This is a genomic window from Rahnella contaminans, from assembly GCF_011065485.1.
Classification (GTDB): domain Bacteria; phylum Pseudomonadota; class Gammaproteobacteria; order Enterobacterales; family Enterobacteriaceae; genus Rahnella; species Rahnella contaminans.
On record NZ_JAADJS010000001.1, the window covers coordinates 832,212 to 846,987 of the forward strand.

Sequence of the window (14,776 nt, forward strand, 5' to 3'; positions counted from 1 at the left end):
ATTTAACGTGATTCTGGTTACCGGGATTCGGTCTGATAAGCGGAAGCGACTTCCGGCGCAGGCAACTCCTCTGCCTGATCCTGATTAAGCGCATTCAGTAATACATCAACCTCCGCGCTGACCGGGCGGCGGCGAAGTAAACCGCCAAGGACAAAGACCGCCAGTGATAACAGCACCGGTATGGCGACGACCTGAGCCGTACTCATGTCCGGAACGACGAATTTCACCAGGAAGAAGGCCGAAACACCGGCTGCCCATGACGTAATCGCCGCCGCCGATCCGCATTTACGGAACCACGGCAACAGCCCCAGCAGCATCGGGATAGAAATCGGCCCGACCAGCCCGCCGAACCAGACAATCAGCAGCGACAACACCCCGCCAAAACGGCTGGCATTTACGGCAATCAGCAACGTGGTGAGGATAAACAACACCACCGTGACGCGCGCCACCAGCAGCGAAGATTGTCCCTGACCAAAGCGTTTCGGCAGCAATACCGGCAAAATATCGCGGGTGACGACGGCCGTGATCGCGTTGGAATCCGAGGACGTCATCGACAACGTGTGCGTAAACATCGCCACCAGCACCAGCCCGATCAGGCCGTTGGGCAGCAACTGCATCGCCATGATGGAATAAGACTGAGAGGGGTCGGCGATATCCGGGAATAACAACGGCGCGGCCCACATCGGATAGAACAAAATCAGCGGCCAGACCAGATACAGCGCGGAAGACAGCAACGCGGCTTTGCGGGCGTCCTTTCCACGCGGAGAGGCGATAAAACGCTGCGCTAAATTCCAGGTACCACCGTTGTAGCTCAGGGTATAAATAATGAAATACGCCAGGATAAAGCCCATCGAATACGGCCCGGCCACAATGTCCGTATGACCTGCGGGAAGCCGGTCCCAGATGGTCAGCAGGTTGCTGAATCCGCCCAGATGAAAGGCCACGGCCACCACCATTACAATCGCGGCAATAAACTGGACGATAAACTGCCCGAAGTCGTTACAGGCGTCGGCCCATAAGCCGCCGAGCACGGTATAAAACAGGCACAACACCCCGGAAATCGCGATCCCGACCAGCGGATCCAGCCCGGTAAACACATTAATGATAATGGCGATCGCCGCCCATTTAGCGCCCACGTCGAAGGTTTTCAGAAACACCCCGCTCCACGCCAGAATCTGCTGCGTCGGCACGTTATATCGTGTGGCGAGATATTCCATTGGCGATTCGATATTCATATGAATGCGCAGTCGCGCCCAGCGTGGCGCAAAAATGACTGACCCGATGAAAACCGCAATTGAAATCGGGAACGCCCACCAGAAATAAATAGTCAGCCCGTACTTATAGGCCACAGCGGCGTAGGCGACAAAAACCGCCGCGCTGTATCCTGACATATGGTGTGAAATCCCTGAAAGCCACCAGGGCATTTTGCCCCCGGCTGCAAAAAAATCCCTGGTGTTACCCACGCGCCGCATGGCCCACAGCGTGGTCATCACAATCATCAGCGCGTACAGCGCCATGACAAAATAGTCTATCCCGTTCATCGTTAACTCCGGTGGCAATCTTGCGTTGTCGAAGTCCGGCGGGAAAACTTGCCGGGTTTTTTAATTAATCCTAACTAAGGACTAAATAAACCCTAGCATGATGAAATGCGAACAAAACGTGAACAAGATCACGGTTCTTTTCGATATTTATGAGTGAGTTATAGGACTTTCTTATGGATGAGACGGAGATCGGTAAAACGCGGTGAGCCGGACAAAGTGCCAGAGCCAAAATAAAAAAGGTGCCGTTTTGAGCGGCACCTGTTGAATGTCAGAGGTTATCTTCCGCGACATAATACTGCGGGTCATCCAGTTCATGGCTGCAAAACGGCCCCGCTTTTTTCAGCAGGCTTACGCAGTCGTTGCTCAGATGGCGCAGGCGTATTGTCTTTCCGGCCTCCAGATACCGCGTGGTCAGCTTATCAATCGCCTCGACGCCGCTCGAATCCATCACCCGCGTACCGGCAAAATCCAGCACCACGTTTTGCGTATCATTCTGCGGTTCAAACAGTTCTGAAAACGACGCCGCCGAGCCAAAGAACAACGGCCCTTCCAGCTTATACACCGTCAGCGCGCCCTTGGTTTTCTTCTCGCGGATGCGGATGCGAGCCTGTTGCCAGGCAAAAACCAGCGCCGAGATAATCACACCGCTGATGACCGCAACCGCCAGATCGGTGAAAATCGTAATGACGGTGACAATCAGCATCACCAGCGCATCGGCTTTCGGCATCCGTCGCAGACGGCGTAAAGAACTCCATTCGAACGTGTTGTAGCAAACCACCAGCATAATCCCGGCCAGCGCCGCGACCGGCAGCAGCCCGATGTAACCGGACAGACTCACCACAAACAGAATCAGCAAAATCGCGCCGACCGTGCCGGAAATTCGCCCGCGCCCGCCCGACGTGAAGTTTATGATCGACTGTCCGATCATCGCACAACCGGCGAAACAGCCGAACAGACCGCAAATCGTATTGCCCGCACCCTGCGCGATGCTTTCGCGATTACCGTTGCCTTTCTGGCCGCCCATTTCATCGAGCACCGTCATGGTCAGCAGCGATTCAATCAGCCCGACCAGCGCAATCACTACCGCATAAGGCAGCACCACTTTCAGCATTTCCAGGCTGAACGGCACGACCGGCAGGCTGAAGTGCGGCAATGCACCGGAGATATCCGCCAGATCCCCGACCCGCAGCGTGTGCAGGTTAAATCCAATTGCCACGGCGGAAACCACAATCAGCGCCGCCAGCGAAGACGGAATGATTTTGGTCAGTTTCGGGAACAGCACGACGACCAGGATCGCCAGCAGCACCAGCATATACATCAGCGGCCCCTGCCCGGCAATCATGTGGAGCTGCGCCAGCATAATGACAATCGCCAGCCCGTTCACAAACCCGTGTACCGCAGGCAGCGGCACCAGCCGGATAAACTTACCGAGCCGGAATACGCCAATCAGAATCTGAATCACACCGGCAAATATCGTCGCCCACAGCACGTATCCCATACCGTGCTGCGCTGCCAGACTCATCAGCACCACCACGATGGAGCCCGCTGCGCCCGACACCATACCCGGTTTGCCGCCAAACAGCGCGGTCACCAGCCCGATGATAAAAGCTGTGTGCAAGCCGACAATTGGCGAAAGCCCCGCCACCAGCGAAAACCCGACGGCCTCGGGGATCATCGACACCGCAACAACAAATCCTGCCAGCGTTTCGTTCTTCACTTCCGACAACTTAAGACCACGCGGGCTAAACATAAGACATCCGGTTTACTTCCTGTCAGTTAAAAAATTGTGACAAGTATCTAAAAATGGCCGGAACGAGGCAAGGTTTAATCAATCCGGTCAATGATGTAGCGACTGTTCATCGCGATCACAACCGGATCGAGAAAAATGCCGTTCTCGTGTATAATGCGGGGAATTATGGTCATTACATCGCGCAATTACGTTTAATTGCTTGATAATTAAGATATTAAGGTGAGAAAAACATGGGATTCAAATGCGGTATCGTCGGCCTGCCGAACGTCGGTAAATCCACTCTGTTCAATGCGCTGACCAAAGCGGGTATCGAAGCAGCAAATTTCCCGTTCTGCACCATCGAACCTAACACCGGCGTCGTGCCAATGCCCGATCCGCGTCTTGACCAGCTGGCCGAGATCGTAAAACCACAGCGTATCCTGCCGACTACCATGGAATTCGTGGACATCGCCGGTCTGGTAAAAGGCGCATCCAAAGGTGAAGGTCTGGGCAACCAGTTCCTGACCAACATTCGTGAAACCGAAGCGATTGGCCACGTTGTGCGTTGTTTCGAAAACGACAACATCATTCACGTTAACAACAAAGTGGATCCGGCTGACGACATCGATGTCATCAACACCGAACTGGCGTTGTCTGACCTGGATACCTGCGAACGCGCCATTCACCGTGTACAGAAACGTGCCAAAGGCGGCGACAAAGATGCCAAAGCTGAACTGGCTGCGCTGGAAAAATGTCTGCCACAGCTCGAAAACGCGGGCATGCTGCGCGCGCTGGATCTGACCGAAGAAGACAAAGCGGCCATCCGTTATCTGAGCTTCCTGACGCTTAAACCGACCATGTACATCGCCAACGTTAACGAAGACGGTTTTGAAAATAACCCGTACCTCGACGTTGTGCGTAAAATCGCGGATGCTGAAGGTTCTGTTGTCGTTGCCGTTTGCGCCGCGGTTGAATCTGATATCGCCGAGCTGGACGACGCTGACCGTGAAGAATTCATGGCCGAGTTAGGCATAGAAGAGCCGGGCCTGAACCGCGTGATCCGCGCCGGTTACGAGCTGCTGAACCTGCAAACCTACTTCACCGCTGGCGTGAAAGAAGTGCGTGCATGGACGATCCCTGTCGGTGCTACCGCGCCACAGGCCGCAGGTAAAATCCACACCGACTTCGAGAAAGGCTTCATCCGCGCACAAACCATCGCGTTCGAAGACTTCATCACCTACAAAGGTGAGCAAGGCGCGAAAGAAGCCGGCAAAATGCGTTCTGAAGGCAAAGAGTACATTGTCAAAGATGGCGACGTGATGAACTTCCTGTTCAACGTCTGATCTCTTCCCTGCTGCAATTAAAAATCCACGCCCTTGCGTGGATTTTTTTATTCTCATTCGCGCAATAAATCTCAGCGAAGTTTTTCTGCAATGGCGCTGAACATGAGCGATGCCTCAAGAGGCTGAGCGCTGAAATCAGGCTCTGCTTTTGGCCATGTCGACCACTGAACAATCACCAGATCCTCAGCCGGGTTGACCATAATAATCTGGCCATAAATCCCTAACGCCCACAGCGATCCTTTCAGTGAATCCGAAGGTGCCGGGATGACATTTGTAGCATTGACAGGCACTTCATTATTCCACCATTCAAACCCATAAAGGCCGTCCGGATGGGCCGCCGACACGGAATTTTCTGCTTTTGTCCAGTTACCTGCCTGCTCAATCCAGTTTTCAGGCAGGATTTTCTTGCCATCCGGCAGACGTCCGCCGCCCATCACAAACTCGCCAAAGCGTCCCCAGTCTTCCAGTGTGGCATTAAACCCGTGTGCGCCGACATCGTGTTTTCCCGGTTCATAGGAGTGCCAGACACCATCGTTCGCCATGCCGTAAGGTTGCCAGATGGACTGTTGCAGGTAGGCGGCCAGCGGCATTCCGGTGGCCTTTTCCAGCACATCGCCCAGTAACCACGCGCCGCCGGAGGAGTAAGACCATGACTGCCCGGCCGGATGCGCACGCTTCAGGCCAACAATAATTTTACGCACACAGTCATAGGTTCCCGGTCTGGCCTCACATTGCGTGAGATTGGCAAAATCGGAATGCGGGTTTGTGTAGTCCTCATTCCACGCCACGCCGGAGGTATGCTGAATAAGTTGTTTTAGTGTGACGCCATCCCAGGCCGTGCCTTTCAGGTCAGGCTCATAACGCGTGACGAGGTCATCCAGAGAACTGATTTTCCCTTCTTTAATCGCAATCCCCACCAGCGTTGAAACCACGGATTTCCCCACAGAACGCGATGTCCACAGTGTCTGGTCAGTATTGCCTTCGCCCAGATATTTATAAGCTACCTTGCCGTTTTTCAGCACCAGCATTCCGGTGGCATTCTGGCGTTTGAGGTAATCCTGCAACGTATACGTTTTCCCCCTGACGCTGTACGTGGCTTCTTTCAGCGGCTTATCCGCCCGCAGAAACGGCGTGGACTGACCGTGCTTAAACACATCGCCCGCATAATTGCGGTAGTCATTACGAAATCCGATGACGCGCGCGGTCTGATCCCAGTTCAGCATATCTTTCGGGTCAGGCAGCGTTTTGTCCTGCGGCGTCGGGCAACTGCTGAGCATCACACCGTCACAATTTTGCGCGGATTCCGCCAGCGCGGAGGGCACAAATGACCAGGTGGAACCCAAAGCCACGGCCAGCACCAGAGGTTTCATTACCGCCGGAAGAAAGGTTTGTCTGTTTTTCATTGAATGACTCCTGTATCAGAAAACCGGAGTATAGAAAGGAAAAACCCCTTGAAGAAATCACGTTATGGGGGAAAATCCCCCTATAAATTGATGAACTGGAAGAGTTTATGTCTGCCTTACGTTATTCCTTCTCGCAAATTGAGGCCTTTGCCTGCGTGGCGGGATCAGGAAGTTTATCCAAAGCCGCCCTTTTGCTGGGAAAGGATCGCACCACGGTGCGCGATCTGCTGGATTACCTCGAGGACGCGCTGGGCTATACGCTTTTTGTGCGCCAGGGCCGCACATTAATCCTGACCGAACAAGGCCAGCAATTGCACCGGCAAGCACATTTGCTGCTGCGTCAGGCGCAGGCTTTTGAGTCTTATGCCCAATCCTTACCGGATGCGGAACGCCAGGAGCTGGTTATGGTGTACGACCCTTTCGTTTCGCCGGCATTTATCGAAGCGGTGATCGTTGAAATGGCTAAAAAAGGCTTGTGTTTCAGTGCCTGGAGCGCTTCCCGTGAAGAAGCTGAAGCCGCATTAAAAAGTGGTAAAGCGCAGGTTGCCGTATGTCAGGCCAATTACCGTGCACTCGGAACAGACATGGAGTGGCGGGCGCTGGGCAACATCGGGCTTGATTTCTACGCGTCCGCACAGTTGTTTCAACGCCAGCAACGCCCGCTGACGTTGCTGAATCTGTCGCTTATTCCGCAGGTCGTCATGCACAAAGCACACGACGAGCAAATCACCCGCAGTCTGCAAATATCCGGGCAAACGTTGTACGTCAATGAACGTTCTACCCTGCGCTACCTGCTGGAAAACGCACAGGGCTGGGGATTCTTACCGACACATTTTCAGGCTTCACGCTGGAAAACCGTGCAGGCGATGGAATGTGAAGTGGGTAATCAGGGGCTGGACATTACGATGGTCGCGATCTGGCAACCCGGCGCGGCGAAACAACGCGTCACCGGGGCATTAATTGACGCGCTTCCTTCGTTATGGCGCAAAGCGATGGGCGCGCGCGCTTCTTAAACCTCCTGAGCCTCATCTGCATGCACAAGATCGTAGTCCGCCTGTGCTCTTTCCAGAGCCGGGCCGTATGCCAGCGCCCAGTCATACAGCGCGATAAATGGCTGCTGCAATGTTTGCGCCAGCGGCGTAAGGCTGTATTCCACACCGACCGGCGAGGTGGGCAGCACTTCACGATTAACCAGGCCATTTCGCTCGAGCCGCTTTAAAGCGTCCGCCAGCGCTTTATGCGTGATGCCATCCAGCCGGCGGCGTATTTCGTTGAAACGCGAAGGTCTGGTACAGAGCACTGTGAGAATTAAAATCGACCATTTATTGGTGATATGTTCAAGCACCGGACGCGTTTTTCCTACATCTCTCAAGCTGTTACCATCGATTTCTGCCAAGACGATATACTCCTCTATACCTGATATAAACAAAGTGCGTAATTGTTATTTAGTATAAATTTTATATCATCTGTTTTCCAACCAAACAGGAGAATAAAGATGGGCAATTTAGACAACAAAGTGGCCGTGGTACTGGGCGGTGCGAAAGGTATTGGTCTGGCGATTAGCCAGCGGTTTGCCAGCGAAGGTGCGACAACCTGGTTTACCTCGCGGCGTGAAGAAGAGCTTGTGGCCGCTGACGGCAAAATTTCAGGAACCAGGATCCCGCTGCGCGCAGATGTGAGCCAGTTAAGCGAGTTAACCCGCATTATGCAGACGATTCAGGCTGAATCTGGCCGGATTGATGTGCTGGTCATCAACGCTGGAATGTCCGAATACGCCACGATTGATGACATCAGCGCAGCGCATTTTGAACAAATTTTTAGCCTCAATGTGCGCTCGCCGGTTTTTGCTTTACAGGCAGCACTTCCGCTGATGAAACCCGGTGCCAGCGTTGTGCTCGTGGGGTCAATTGCCGATGTGATTGGCACACAAGGATATGGCGTTTACAGCGCCAGTAAAGCGGCGTTACGTTCTTTTGCACGAACCTGGACACGCGAACTTTCTGCACGCGGCATCCGTATTAACGTGGTTGCGCCGGGCCCTGTCGATACTGAAATGATGGCCGCTGCCTCGGAGGAATTACGCCGTGGGTTAACTGACGCCATCCCGCTGGGCCGGTTAGGTAAACCTGATGAAGTTGCCAGTGCCGCATTGTTCCTCGCGAGTGACGAAAGCAGCTATATCGCCGGTGCCGAGATTTGCGTGGATGGCGGTCTGACCCAGGTTTAACAAGGAAACATTCTTTTTACGTTGCCTGATCAAACCGCATTGTCACTGGGGTGTTGCGGTTGTAAAATAAAATGATAGTCGCAACACGAAATTTAACAGGAATGAATTCCATGAAAAATGACCTCACCGAGTTTGAACGCTTTGTTATTGAAGACAAAGGGACAGAACGCCCGCACACGGGAGTCTACAATGAGCATTTTTCGCCAGGCCGCTATGTCTGCAAACGCTGTGGAACGCCGCTGTATACCTCAGAGCACAAATTTGAATCCCACTGCGGCTGGCCGTCTTTTGATGATGAAATTCCGGGAGCCGTTGAACGTGTTCCTGATGCTGACGGACGCAGAACCGAAATCGTCTGTGCCACGTGTCAGGCGCATCTGGGCCACGTGTTTGAAGGCGAGTATTTAACCGAGAAAAACCTGAGACACTGCGTGAACTCCGTGTCCCTGAATTTTGAAAGCGTCGGGGAAGAGTAACGCCCTCACAACCGCGCAATATTCCGGTACAGATAGATGCGGTTCCCGGCCTGCATTTTGTTAATCAGGCGGGAACGGCTGGCGTAGATGGTTTTAATATTCACGCCCAGACGTTCGCCGATCTGCCGGGTATCTAATCCTTCCTGAAGACAGGACAACACTTCGCCTTCACGTTCGGAAAGTTTGGCTTTTACGCGGTAATTGAAATGCGCATGGTTCAGCGACAGGCATGAAAGCACTTCGCTGATCCCGCTGCGCCTGTCGATGAAAATCACGTTCTCCAGATGGCATAACGCGTAATAATCAAAGTCGTTGTCGATAAAAGCGAAAACTTTCTTACCCTGAGATAAGCACTGTTCCACCTGCGAACGACGGGTCGACTCCACGTCGACAATGACATAACCGGCACCAAACGTATTGGATGAAAACATCGCTTTTAATCCGGCATTGAAAAAATTATCTTCGGAAAGAATAATGCATGGCGAGTCCATAGTAATTCCTTTTTTTTCTTGCTGTCCGTTTACGATCCCGATCGTCAGTCATTAACCTGTTTTTATATTTACAGATTAAGTTAATTTTTTCATAATATTTCAAGTAAACAAATCAGCATAAGATGATTATTACGTGGGGGATTTCTTACAGGCGTAGCCACAATCTGAAATAGCGTTAAAGCCACTCATTGTTTATTTGTTATTTAGGAAAAATAGCTTACAACTGTCGCCCGAATATTAAAACGGGTAACACATGCGTCTTAGCAACCGACTCTCTATTACTTTTATTATGTTTGTCAGCATTAATCTTGCGGGCGGATGGATTGTGATAGAAAAGATGAAATTCAGCCAGAAAAAAGAAGCTGAAAAAAACGTTCTTATCATTCGCGACGAAATTGATCGCGTTCTCACCCATGCCAGGATCGCCAGTGACGCCGCAGCGCACCTTCTGGCCGGTCAATGCGATGCAGCCACGCAAACCGGTATTCGCAAAATCGTCGCGACCACTCCCGATATCCGCACGGTCAGCCTGCTCAGGGGCAACGAGATTTATTGCTCCTCTGTTTTCGGGGCTCAGTACTTCAGACTGGCTGCCCAAAGCACGCCGCCCGCAGGCTTCTCCCTGATGGACGGCAATGCGCTCACGCCCTACCGGTCGCTTCTGATTTACCACGCCGTACATGCAGGCAAGAGCGTGATGGTGGGCATCGACGGTTATTATCTGCAATACAAACTGAAGATTAACGACAGGCGCACGGATTACCAGATGACGCTGAATGGCCTGACGCTTAACGCGGCGGGTCAGGTTCTGACGCACCGGGACCCTACCGCCTCATTGCGCTATTTCTCCCCGGAGTATCAGTATCAGATCAGCGCAAATCCGGTCGCGCCGGTTAGCCCGAATTTATTGTTGAAAGACATCTGGCACGAAGAAAAGTCAGGGGTTTTCCTGACGTTTTTACTCTCCGCCCTGCTCTCGACATTCACGTCTAAAACACTTTCCCAGCGTAATACATTATTGTTTATGCTTGAGAAAGCGCTGGATAAAAATGAACTCATTCCTTTTATTCAGCCGATAATCGAAGCGGAAAGCGGTAATACCGTCGGCGGCGAAGTATTGATGCGCTGGAAACATCCGCAGCGGGGTCATATTCCCCCTGATCAGTTTATTCCGCTGGCAGAACAAAATGGTCTGATTACCCGGATAACGCAGTCGGGATTACGTCATGTAGCGGACGCACTCAACTCCGCTGGCATTATTCCCGCCCGCGATATGACGTTATTTTTTAATGTCTCCGCCGCTGATTTTATCAATCACGATTTACTGGAAGAATGTCGGGAATTCAGGCGAAAAACGCCGCTTTCTGGTTGGCAGATCGGACTGGAAATTACGGAAAGGGAACCTGTTGAAGATACGCACGTTGCTCAGGCGTTGTGTAAACGGCTCGACGCGCTGGGTGTGCAGATTTCGATAGATGATTTTGGTACGGGGAATTCCAATTACCGCTATCTGATGCAGTTTCGCCCGCACTATATCAAGATTGATAAAGTCTTTACGTCGGGTATTGAAACCGACGCCAGTAAAGAAGCCATTGTGCGCAACATTATTGCTATCGCGCAGGATATGCGCTGCATGACCATTGCAGAAGGCGTGGAAACCGCGTCGCAAAAGGAGAAACTGGCCGAAATGGGCGCGACGCATTTTCAGGGATTCTTCTTCTCGAAGCCGGTTGAGATAGCCACTTTTTTCCAAAACACACGGAATCCCCTCCCGTAAAAAAGGCATCCCCCAAAGGGAATGCCTTCTCTTCCTGCAACGTCGACGGGCGACACAACACCCAGAGCCGCGGATCGAACCATGACGTTTCCGTGGTGATGGTACGCAGATTGGTTTTCGTGCCGTCCATCAGAACCGGGGAGCTTTTGTCATAACCACCGGCATCAGTGGCCGCCGGGACTTCAGTCATTAATGGCGCACAGAACGGGAATACGCCTCAATGGCCGCATTCAGCGATTGAATTTGCTGCTCCAGCTGCAATACACCTTTTTCCAGCGCAGGCGGATGCAGCCCGGCGGCCAGCTGATTTTCCAGCGTTTCAGCCAGTTCATACAAAACTGTCGCGCCCAGAAGTTGCATCGTTCCGTTGATGCGGTGCAGATGATGTTGCAGCAATTCCCACTCTTCACGCGCCAGCGCCTGAACAGCCGCCGCCACGTCTTTGTCGTTCTCAATCCGCGACAGCTCCAGCATCTGACACATCAGTTTTTTATCGCCGAGGCTTTGCGCTTCCAGCGTGGGCATGTCGATAAACGCATCCAGCGGCGGCCCGTCCTCCGGCATATTCACGCCGCTGAGCGCGGCCTTGAGCTGTTGCAGGTCGATAGGTTTGAACAGGCACAAATTCATACCGGCCGCCAGACAGCGCTCTTTTTCTTCCGTCTGCGCATTGGCGGTCAGCCCCCAGATCACCATGTTCTGATTCAGCTCACGCACCCGCCTGGTCAGCGTGATGCCGTCCATATTGGGCATGTTCAGATCGGTAATCAGCAGATCGTAATCCAGATTTTTGATGAGATTCAGTGCATGCAGGCCGTCTTCGGCCTCATCGACGTGATACCCGAGAATATCCAGCTGACGGCGCAGCAACAGACGGTTGGTCGGGTTATCTTCGGCAATCACAATCCGCAGCGCGGCTGGCCGCGTCGCTTCCTGTTCGGCAATCAGCGGCACCGCAGGCGCGTTGTCCGAGGTCTGCGTGACCAGCGTTACTATCATGGTGGTTCCCATGCCCGGCTGGCTGGTAATGCTGATCTGCCCCGCCATGCGCTCCACCATTTCGCGGCAAATCACCAGCCCGAGGCCGGATCCAATCTGCCGTTTACCCGCATCCGTCTGGCTGAACGGCTTAAACAGTAGTTGCTGTTCGTCATGACTGATCCCCGCGCCGGTGTCGCGCACGCTGAGCGTGAGATAAACCCGCTCTTCACCCATCGCCTGCGTGTGGGCAATCACGTCCACGCCGCCTTCGGTGGTAAATTTGAGGGCGTTACTCAGCAGATTTGACAAAACCTGCTTCACCGCCTGCGGATCGAGCCAGAGCGTTTTGCCGTCTTCAAGGCGGCAATCGACCGTCAGCCGCAAGTTTTTCTGCCGCGCCAGCCCTTCAAAATTGGCGACCGTGGCGTTAATCACCGGTTCCAGATCGACCCATTCCGGCGTCAGCGTGAAATTGCCTGACTCAATTTTTTCCATATCCAGCACGTCGCCAATCAGCGCAATCAGGGTTTGTGCCGTGCTGTAGGCCAGCTGAATGGCTTCCTGGGTTTCTTCCGCGCTTTGTTTGCGCGTGGTCAGCAGCTCCAGGAAGCCCATGATCGAGCTGACCGGCGTGCGTATTTCATGGCTCATACTGGTCAGGAACTGGCTTTTAGCCTGATTCGCATCGATGGCTTTGTCTTTCTCAACCTGCAACGCTTTCATCAACTGCCGGGACTCCGTGATGTCCTGCCAGCCACAAATCAAAATCGCAGGCCGGTTTTCCGGCATGAGACACAGCGTCAGCCAGTGCAGGATCTGGCGATTCCCGCCGCCATTATTGAGCGTCAGCGAATGCGTGATCACATGGCCGGGTTTCAGGCCGCGCTGAATGTCCGGCTGAACCGCGTGAAAAACGTCTGCCAATGGGCTGCGGCGGTCAAACAGGGAATAATTCATCGAACCGCGCAGATCAGGAATAAAGAACTCGCTGAATGCGCTGTTGTAACTTTCAAGTTCGCCTTCGAGCGTGATGACATACACCGGCACGGGAATGGAATTGGATAACGTCTGGCTGAACGTCAGCTGATAATTCAGCGCCGCCTGCGCGGCCTTGCCCCGACCGATGGCACGCAGCAAATACACCCCCCACAGCAGGCTGGTAATCACCAGGAGAACCGCCAGCCCGATCACCAGATAAAATGGCCGGTTATACAGATTCCAGGTGCCGATTTTCACGTCCGGTGCTTTGGTCCATTTTCCGGCCAGATTCAGGATCTCTTTCGGCGGAATATCGTCCAGTGCCTTATTCAGAATACTTTGCAGTTCAGAGGATTCCCGCGGGATCGCAAAGGCGATTTGCGCCGAAGGTTCATCCGGAATCCGCGTGTATTTCATTGTGCCCGGATAATAGTGATCAATGATAAACCGCGACGCGAGCTGCGTAGACACCACCGCATCCACATCCCCGAGCATCAGTTTACTGAGCGCGGTACTGGTGTTCTCAGCAATCACCCATTCCACGCCCGGATATTTCTTTTTGAGTTTATCGGTCAGCGGATGGTAGGCCGGGATCGCCACTTTTGAACCCGGCAAAAGCAAATCGTCTTGCTCCGACGACGCCCGCGTCACCAGCACAAAAGGCGTGGCGATAAACGGATGCGTGAACAACATTTCTTCTTCGCGTTCGGCGCTGAATGTTGCCGTCGGTAACACATCCCAGCCGCCTTTGCGCATGATATCCACCATATCCGTATTCGAATTGGCGATCACCGGCTGGAAAACCAGCCCGGTTTGCAGCTGGATCAGATTCAGAATATCACCGAGCAGCCCGCGAATTTCCTGATGCTCGTCCACCATGCTCAGCGGCGCATAATACGGGTTAATCAGCACGCGCAGCACCGGATGTTTAGCAATCCAGCGTTCTTCCCGCGGCGTCAGCTTCATCGCTTTATTTAAAAAAGAAATATTGCCGGTATCGACCCACGACTGGGCAATCTGTTTATGGGTTTGTTCAGTCAGGGAGCTGATAAAGGTATCGAGAATGCCGAGCAGTTGTTTCTGACCGGCCGGTACAATGAAATGATTTCCGGTCTGCGGTTCACGCCAGAACTTCACCATTTCCAGCGACTGATAAAAATCGCGAACCAGAATAAAACTGGACGTCAGATTGTTACCAAAAAAATAGTCGTTTTCGTTATTGGCCACCGACGCCAGCGCCAGATAATTATCCGCATACGACGTAATGTGCGCCTTCGGGAAAATCATCTTAATAAACTGTTCGGACGGATAATCCTGCTTAATCGCAATCGAAACGTCGTCCTTGTCGTTGGAAAGTGGCTTCATGACATCCGCCTGGCGCGTCACCAGCGTCGGATAAGCCCGAATCAGCGGCAGCGAGACGGCAAACGCCGGGTCCGGATCTGCTTCACCGGCGGGCGAGGTCAGAATTATATCCGCCTCACCGGCCTTGAGCGCGGTTAATGCTGCACTGAGACTGTCGTAATGCTTAATCACCACTTTGATTTGTAGTGAGTTTTCCATCAGCAGCAGATAATCCGCGTTCATTCCCCGGTAACGTCCGGTGGTTGAATTCATGCTCAGCGGCGGCGTTTCCTGCCCGTATACCGCAATCGTCAGGGAACGTTTCGCTGCCAGCCACAACAGATCGTAATGCCCCAAAGGCAGCGCAGGCGTAAACACCTGATTATCGCTGGCGAGCTGAAGCGTCGCGGGTTCAGGGCTGGCGGATTGAGCCGGAGCACTCGCGACAAAAAGAAGAAACAGCGCCACAATGGCCCGTGTCATCAT

General features: G+C 53.1%; 11 protein-coding genes. 5 read left to right on the top strand and 6 right to left on the bottom strand.

Going from position 1 to position 14,776, the window contains the following annotated elements; all coding sequences use genetic code 11:
- Window positions 1-17: 17 nt before the first annotated feature.
- Both GW579_RS03750 and GW579_RS03755 read right to left on the bottom strand, forming a co-directional pair.
- On the bottom strand, window positions 18-1,541 hold the full coding sequence (locus GW579_RS03750) for a sodium:solute symporter family protein (protein ID WP_165057626.1): 1,524 nt from the start codon (window positions 1,539-1,541) through the stop codon (window positions 18-20).
- 268 nt (window positions 1,542-1,809) lie between these two features.
- A complete protein-coding gene (locus GW579_RS03755) occupies window positions 1,810-3,291 on the bottom strand; it encodes a SulP family inorganic anion transporter (protein WP_165057628.1) in 1,482 nt (493 codons plus the stop codon).
- A gap of 230 nt (window positions 3,292-3,521) precedes the next feature.
- Between GW579_RS03755 and ychF the strand changes: the two genes are divergently transcribed.
- Entirely contained in the window at window positions 3,522-4,613 is a 1,092-nt protein-coding gene (gene ychF / locus GW579_RS03760; RefSeq protein ID WP_101079643.1) for a redox-regulated ATPase YchF, read from the top strand.
- Window positions 4,614-4,684: 71 nt separating this feature from the next.
- Here the strand turns inward: ychF and GW579_RS03765 are convergent, their stop codons facing one another.
- The gene (locus GW579_RS03765; protein ID WP_420821536.1) at window positions 4,685-5,983 is read right to left on the bottom strand and encodes a serine hydrolase domain-containing protein; all 1,299 of its coding nucleotides are present in this window, start codon (window positions 5,981-5,983) and stop codon (window positions 4,685-4,687) included.
- Between the two features lie 140 nt (window positions 5,984-6,123).
- Between GW579_RS03765 and GW579_RS03770 the strand changes: the two genes are divergently transcribed.
- Window positions 6,124-7,029, top strand: coding sequence for a LysR family transcriptional regulator (locus tag GW579_RS03770; RefSeq protein WP_165057632.1), 906 nt, complete (start codon window positions 6,124-6,126; stop codon window positions 7,027-7,029).
- Here the strand turns inward: GW579_RS03770 and GW579_RS03775 are convergent.
- The gene (locus GW579_RS03775) at window positions 7,026-7,412 is read right to left on the bottom strand and encodes a winged helix-turn-helix transcriptional regulator (protein WP_165057634.1); all 387 of its coding nucleotides are present in this window, start codon (window positions 7,410-7,412) and stop codon (window positions 7,026-7,028) included. The genes GW579_RS03770 and GW579_RS03775 overlap by 4 nt on opposite strands.
- 99 nt (window positions 7,413-7,511) lie before the next feature.
- Here GW579_RS03775 and GW579_RS03780 point away from each other — a divergent pair, with 99 nt between their 5' ends.
- The gene (locus tag GW579_RS03780; protein WP_165057636.1) at window positions 7,512-8,243 is read left to right on the top strand and encodes an SDR family NAD(P)-dependent oxidoreductase; all 732 of its coding nucleotides are present in this window, start codon (window positions 7,512-7,514) and stop codon (window positions 8,241-8,243) included.
- 110 nt (window positions 8,244-8,353) lie between these two features.
- Window positions 8,354-8,719 carry a methionine-R-sulfoxide reductase gene (locus tag GW579_RS03785; RefSeq protein ID WP_165057638.1) on the top strand — a complete coding sequence of 122 codons (366 nt, stop codon included), beginning with the start codon at window positions 8,354-8,356 and terminating at the stop codon, window positions 8,717-8,719.
- 5 nt (window positions 8,720-8,724) lie between these two features.
- Here the strand turns inward: GW579_RS03785 and GW579_RS03790 are convergent, their stop codons facing one another.
- Window positions 8,725-9,210 carry a helix-turn-helix domain-containing protein gene (locus GW579_RS03790; protein ID WP_165057640.1) on the bottom strand — a complete coding sequence of 162 codons (486 nt, stop codon included), beginning with the start codon at window positions 9,208-9,210 and terminating at the stop codon, window positions 8,725-8,727.
- Between the two features lie 325 nt (window positions 9,211-9,535).
- Here GW579_RS03790 and GW579_RS03795 point away from each other — a divergent pair, with 325 nt between their 5' ends.
- A complete protein-coding gene (locus tag GW579_RS03795) occupies window positions 9,536-10,987 on the top strand; it encodes an EAL domain-containing protein (RefSeq protein WP_165057642.1) in 1,452 nt (483 codons plus the stop codon).
- A gap of 189 nt (window positions 10,988-11,176) precedes the next feature.
- Here GW579_RS03795 and GW579_RS03800 read toward each other — a convergent pair whose 3' ends face one another.
- Window positions 11,177-14,776 (bottom strand): response regulator, encoded by a 3,600-nt coding sequence (locus GW579_RS03800; RefSeq protein WP_165057644.1) that lies wholly within the window; start codon window positions 14,774-14,776, stop codon window positions 11,177-11,179.

Coding starts and splice junctions, on each gene's coding strand:
- GW579_RS03750 (WP_165057626.1), bottom strand. CDS start 1,541: ATGAACGGGATAGACTATTTTGTCATGGCGCTGTACGCGCTGATGATT.
- GW579_RS03755 (WP_165057628.1), bottom strand. CDS start 3,291: ATGTTTAGCCCGCGTGGTCTTAAGTTGTCGGAAGTGAAGAACGAAACG.
- ychF (WP_101079643.1), top strand. CDS start 3,522: ATGGGATTCAAATGCGGTATCGTCGGCCTGCCGAACGTCGGTAAATCC.
- GW579_RS03765 (WP_420821536.1), bottom strand. CDS start 5,983: ATGAAACCTCTGGTGCTGGCCGTGGCTTTGGGTTCCACCTGGTCATTT.
- GW579_RS03770 (WP_165057632.1), top strand. CDS start 6,124: ATGTCTGCCTTACGTTATTCCTTCTCGCAAATTGAGGCCTTTGCCTGC.
- GW579_RS03780 (WP_165057636.1), top strand. CDS start 7,512: ATGGGCAATTTAGACAACAAAGTGGCCGTGGTACTGGGCGGTGCGAAA.
- GW579_RS03785 (WP_165057638.1), top strand. CDS start 8,354: ATGAAAAATGACCTCACCGAGTTTGAACGCTTTGTTATTGAAGACAAA.
- GW579_RS03790 (WP_165057640.1), bottom strand. CDS start 9,210: ATGGACTCGCCATGCATTATTCTTTCCGAAGATAATTTTTTCAATGCC.
- GW579_RS03800 (WP_165057644.1), bottom strand. CDS start 14,776: ATGATGACACGGGCCATTGTGGCGCTGTTTCTTCTTTTTGTCGCGAGT.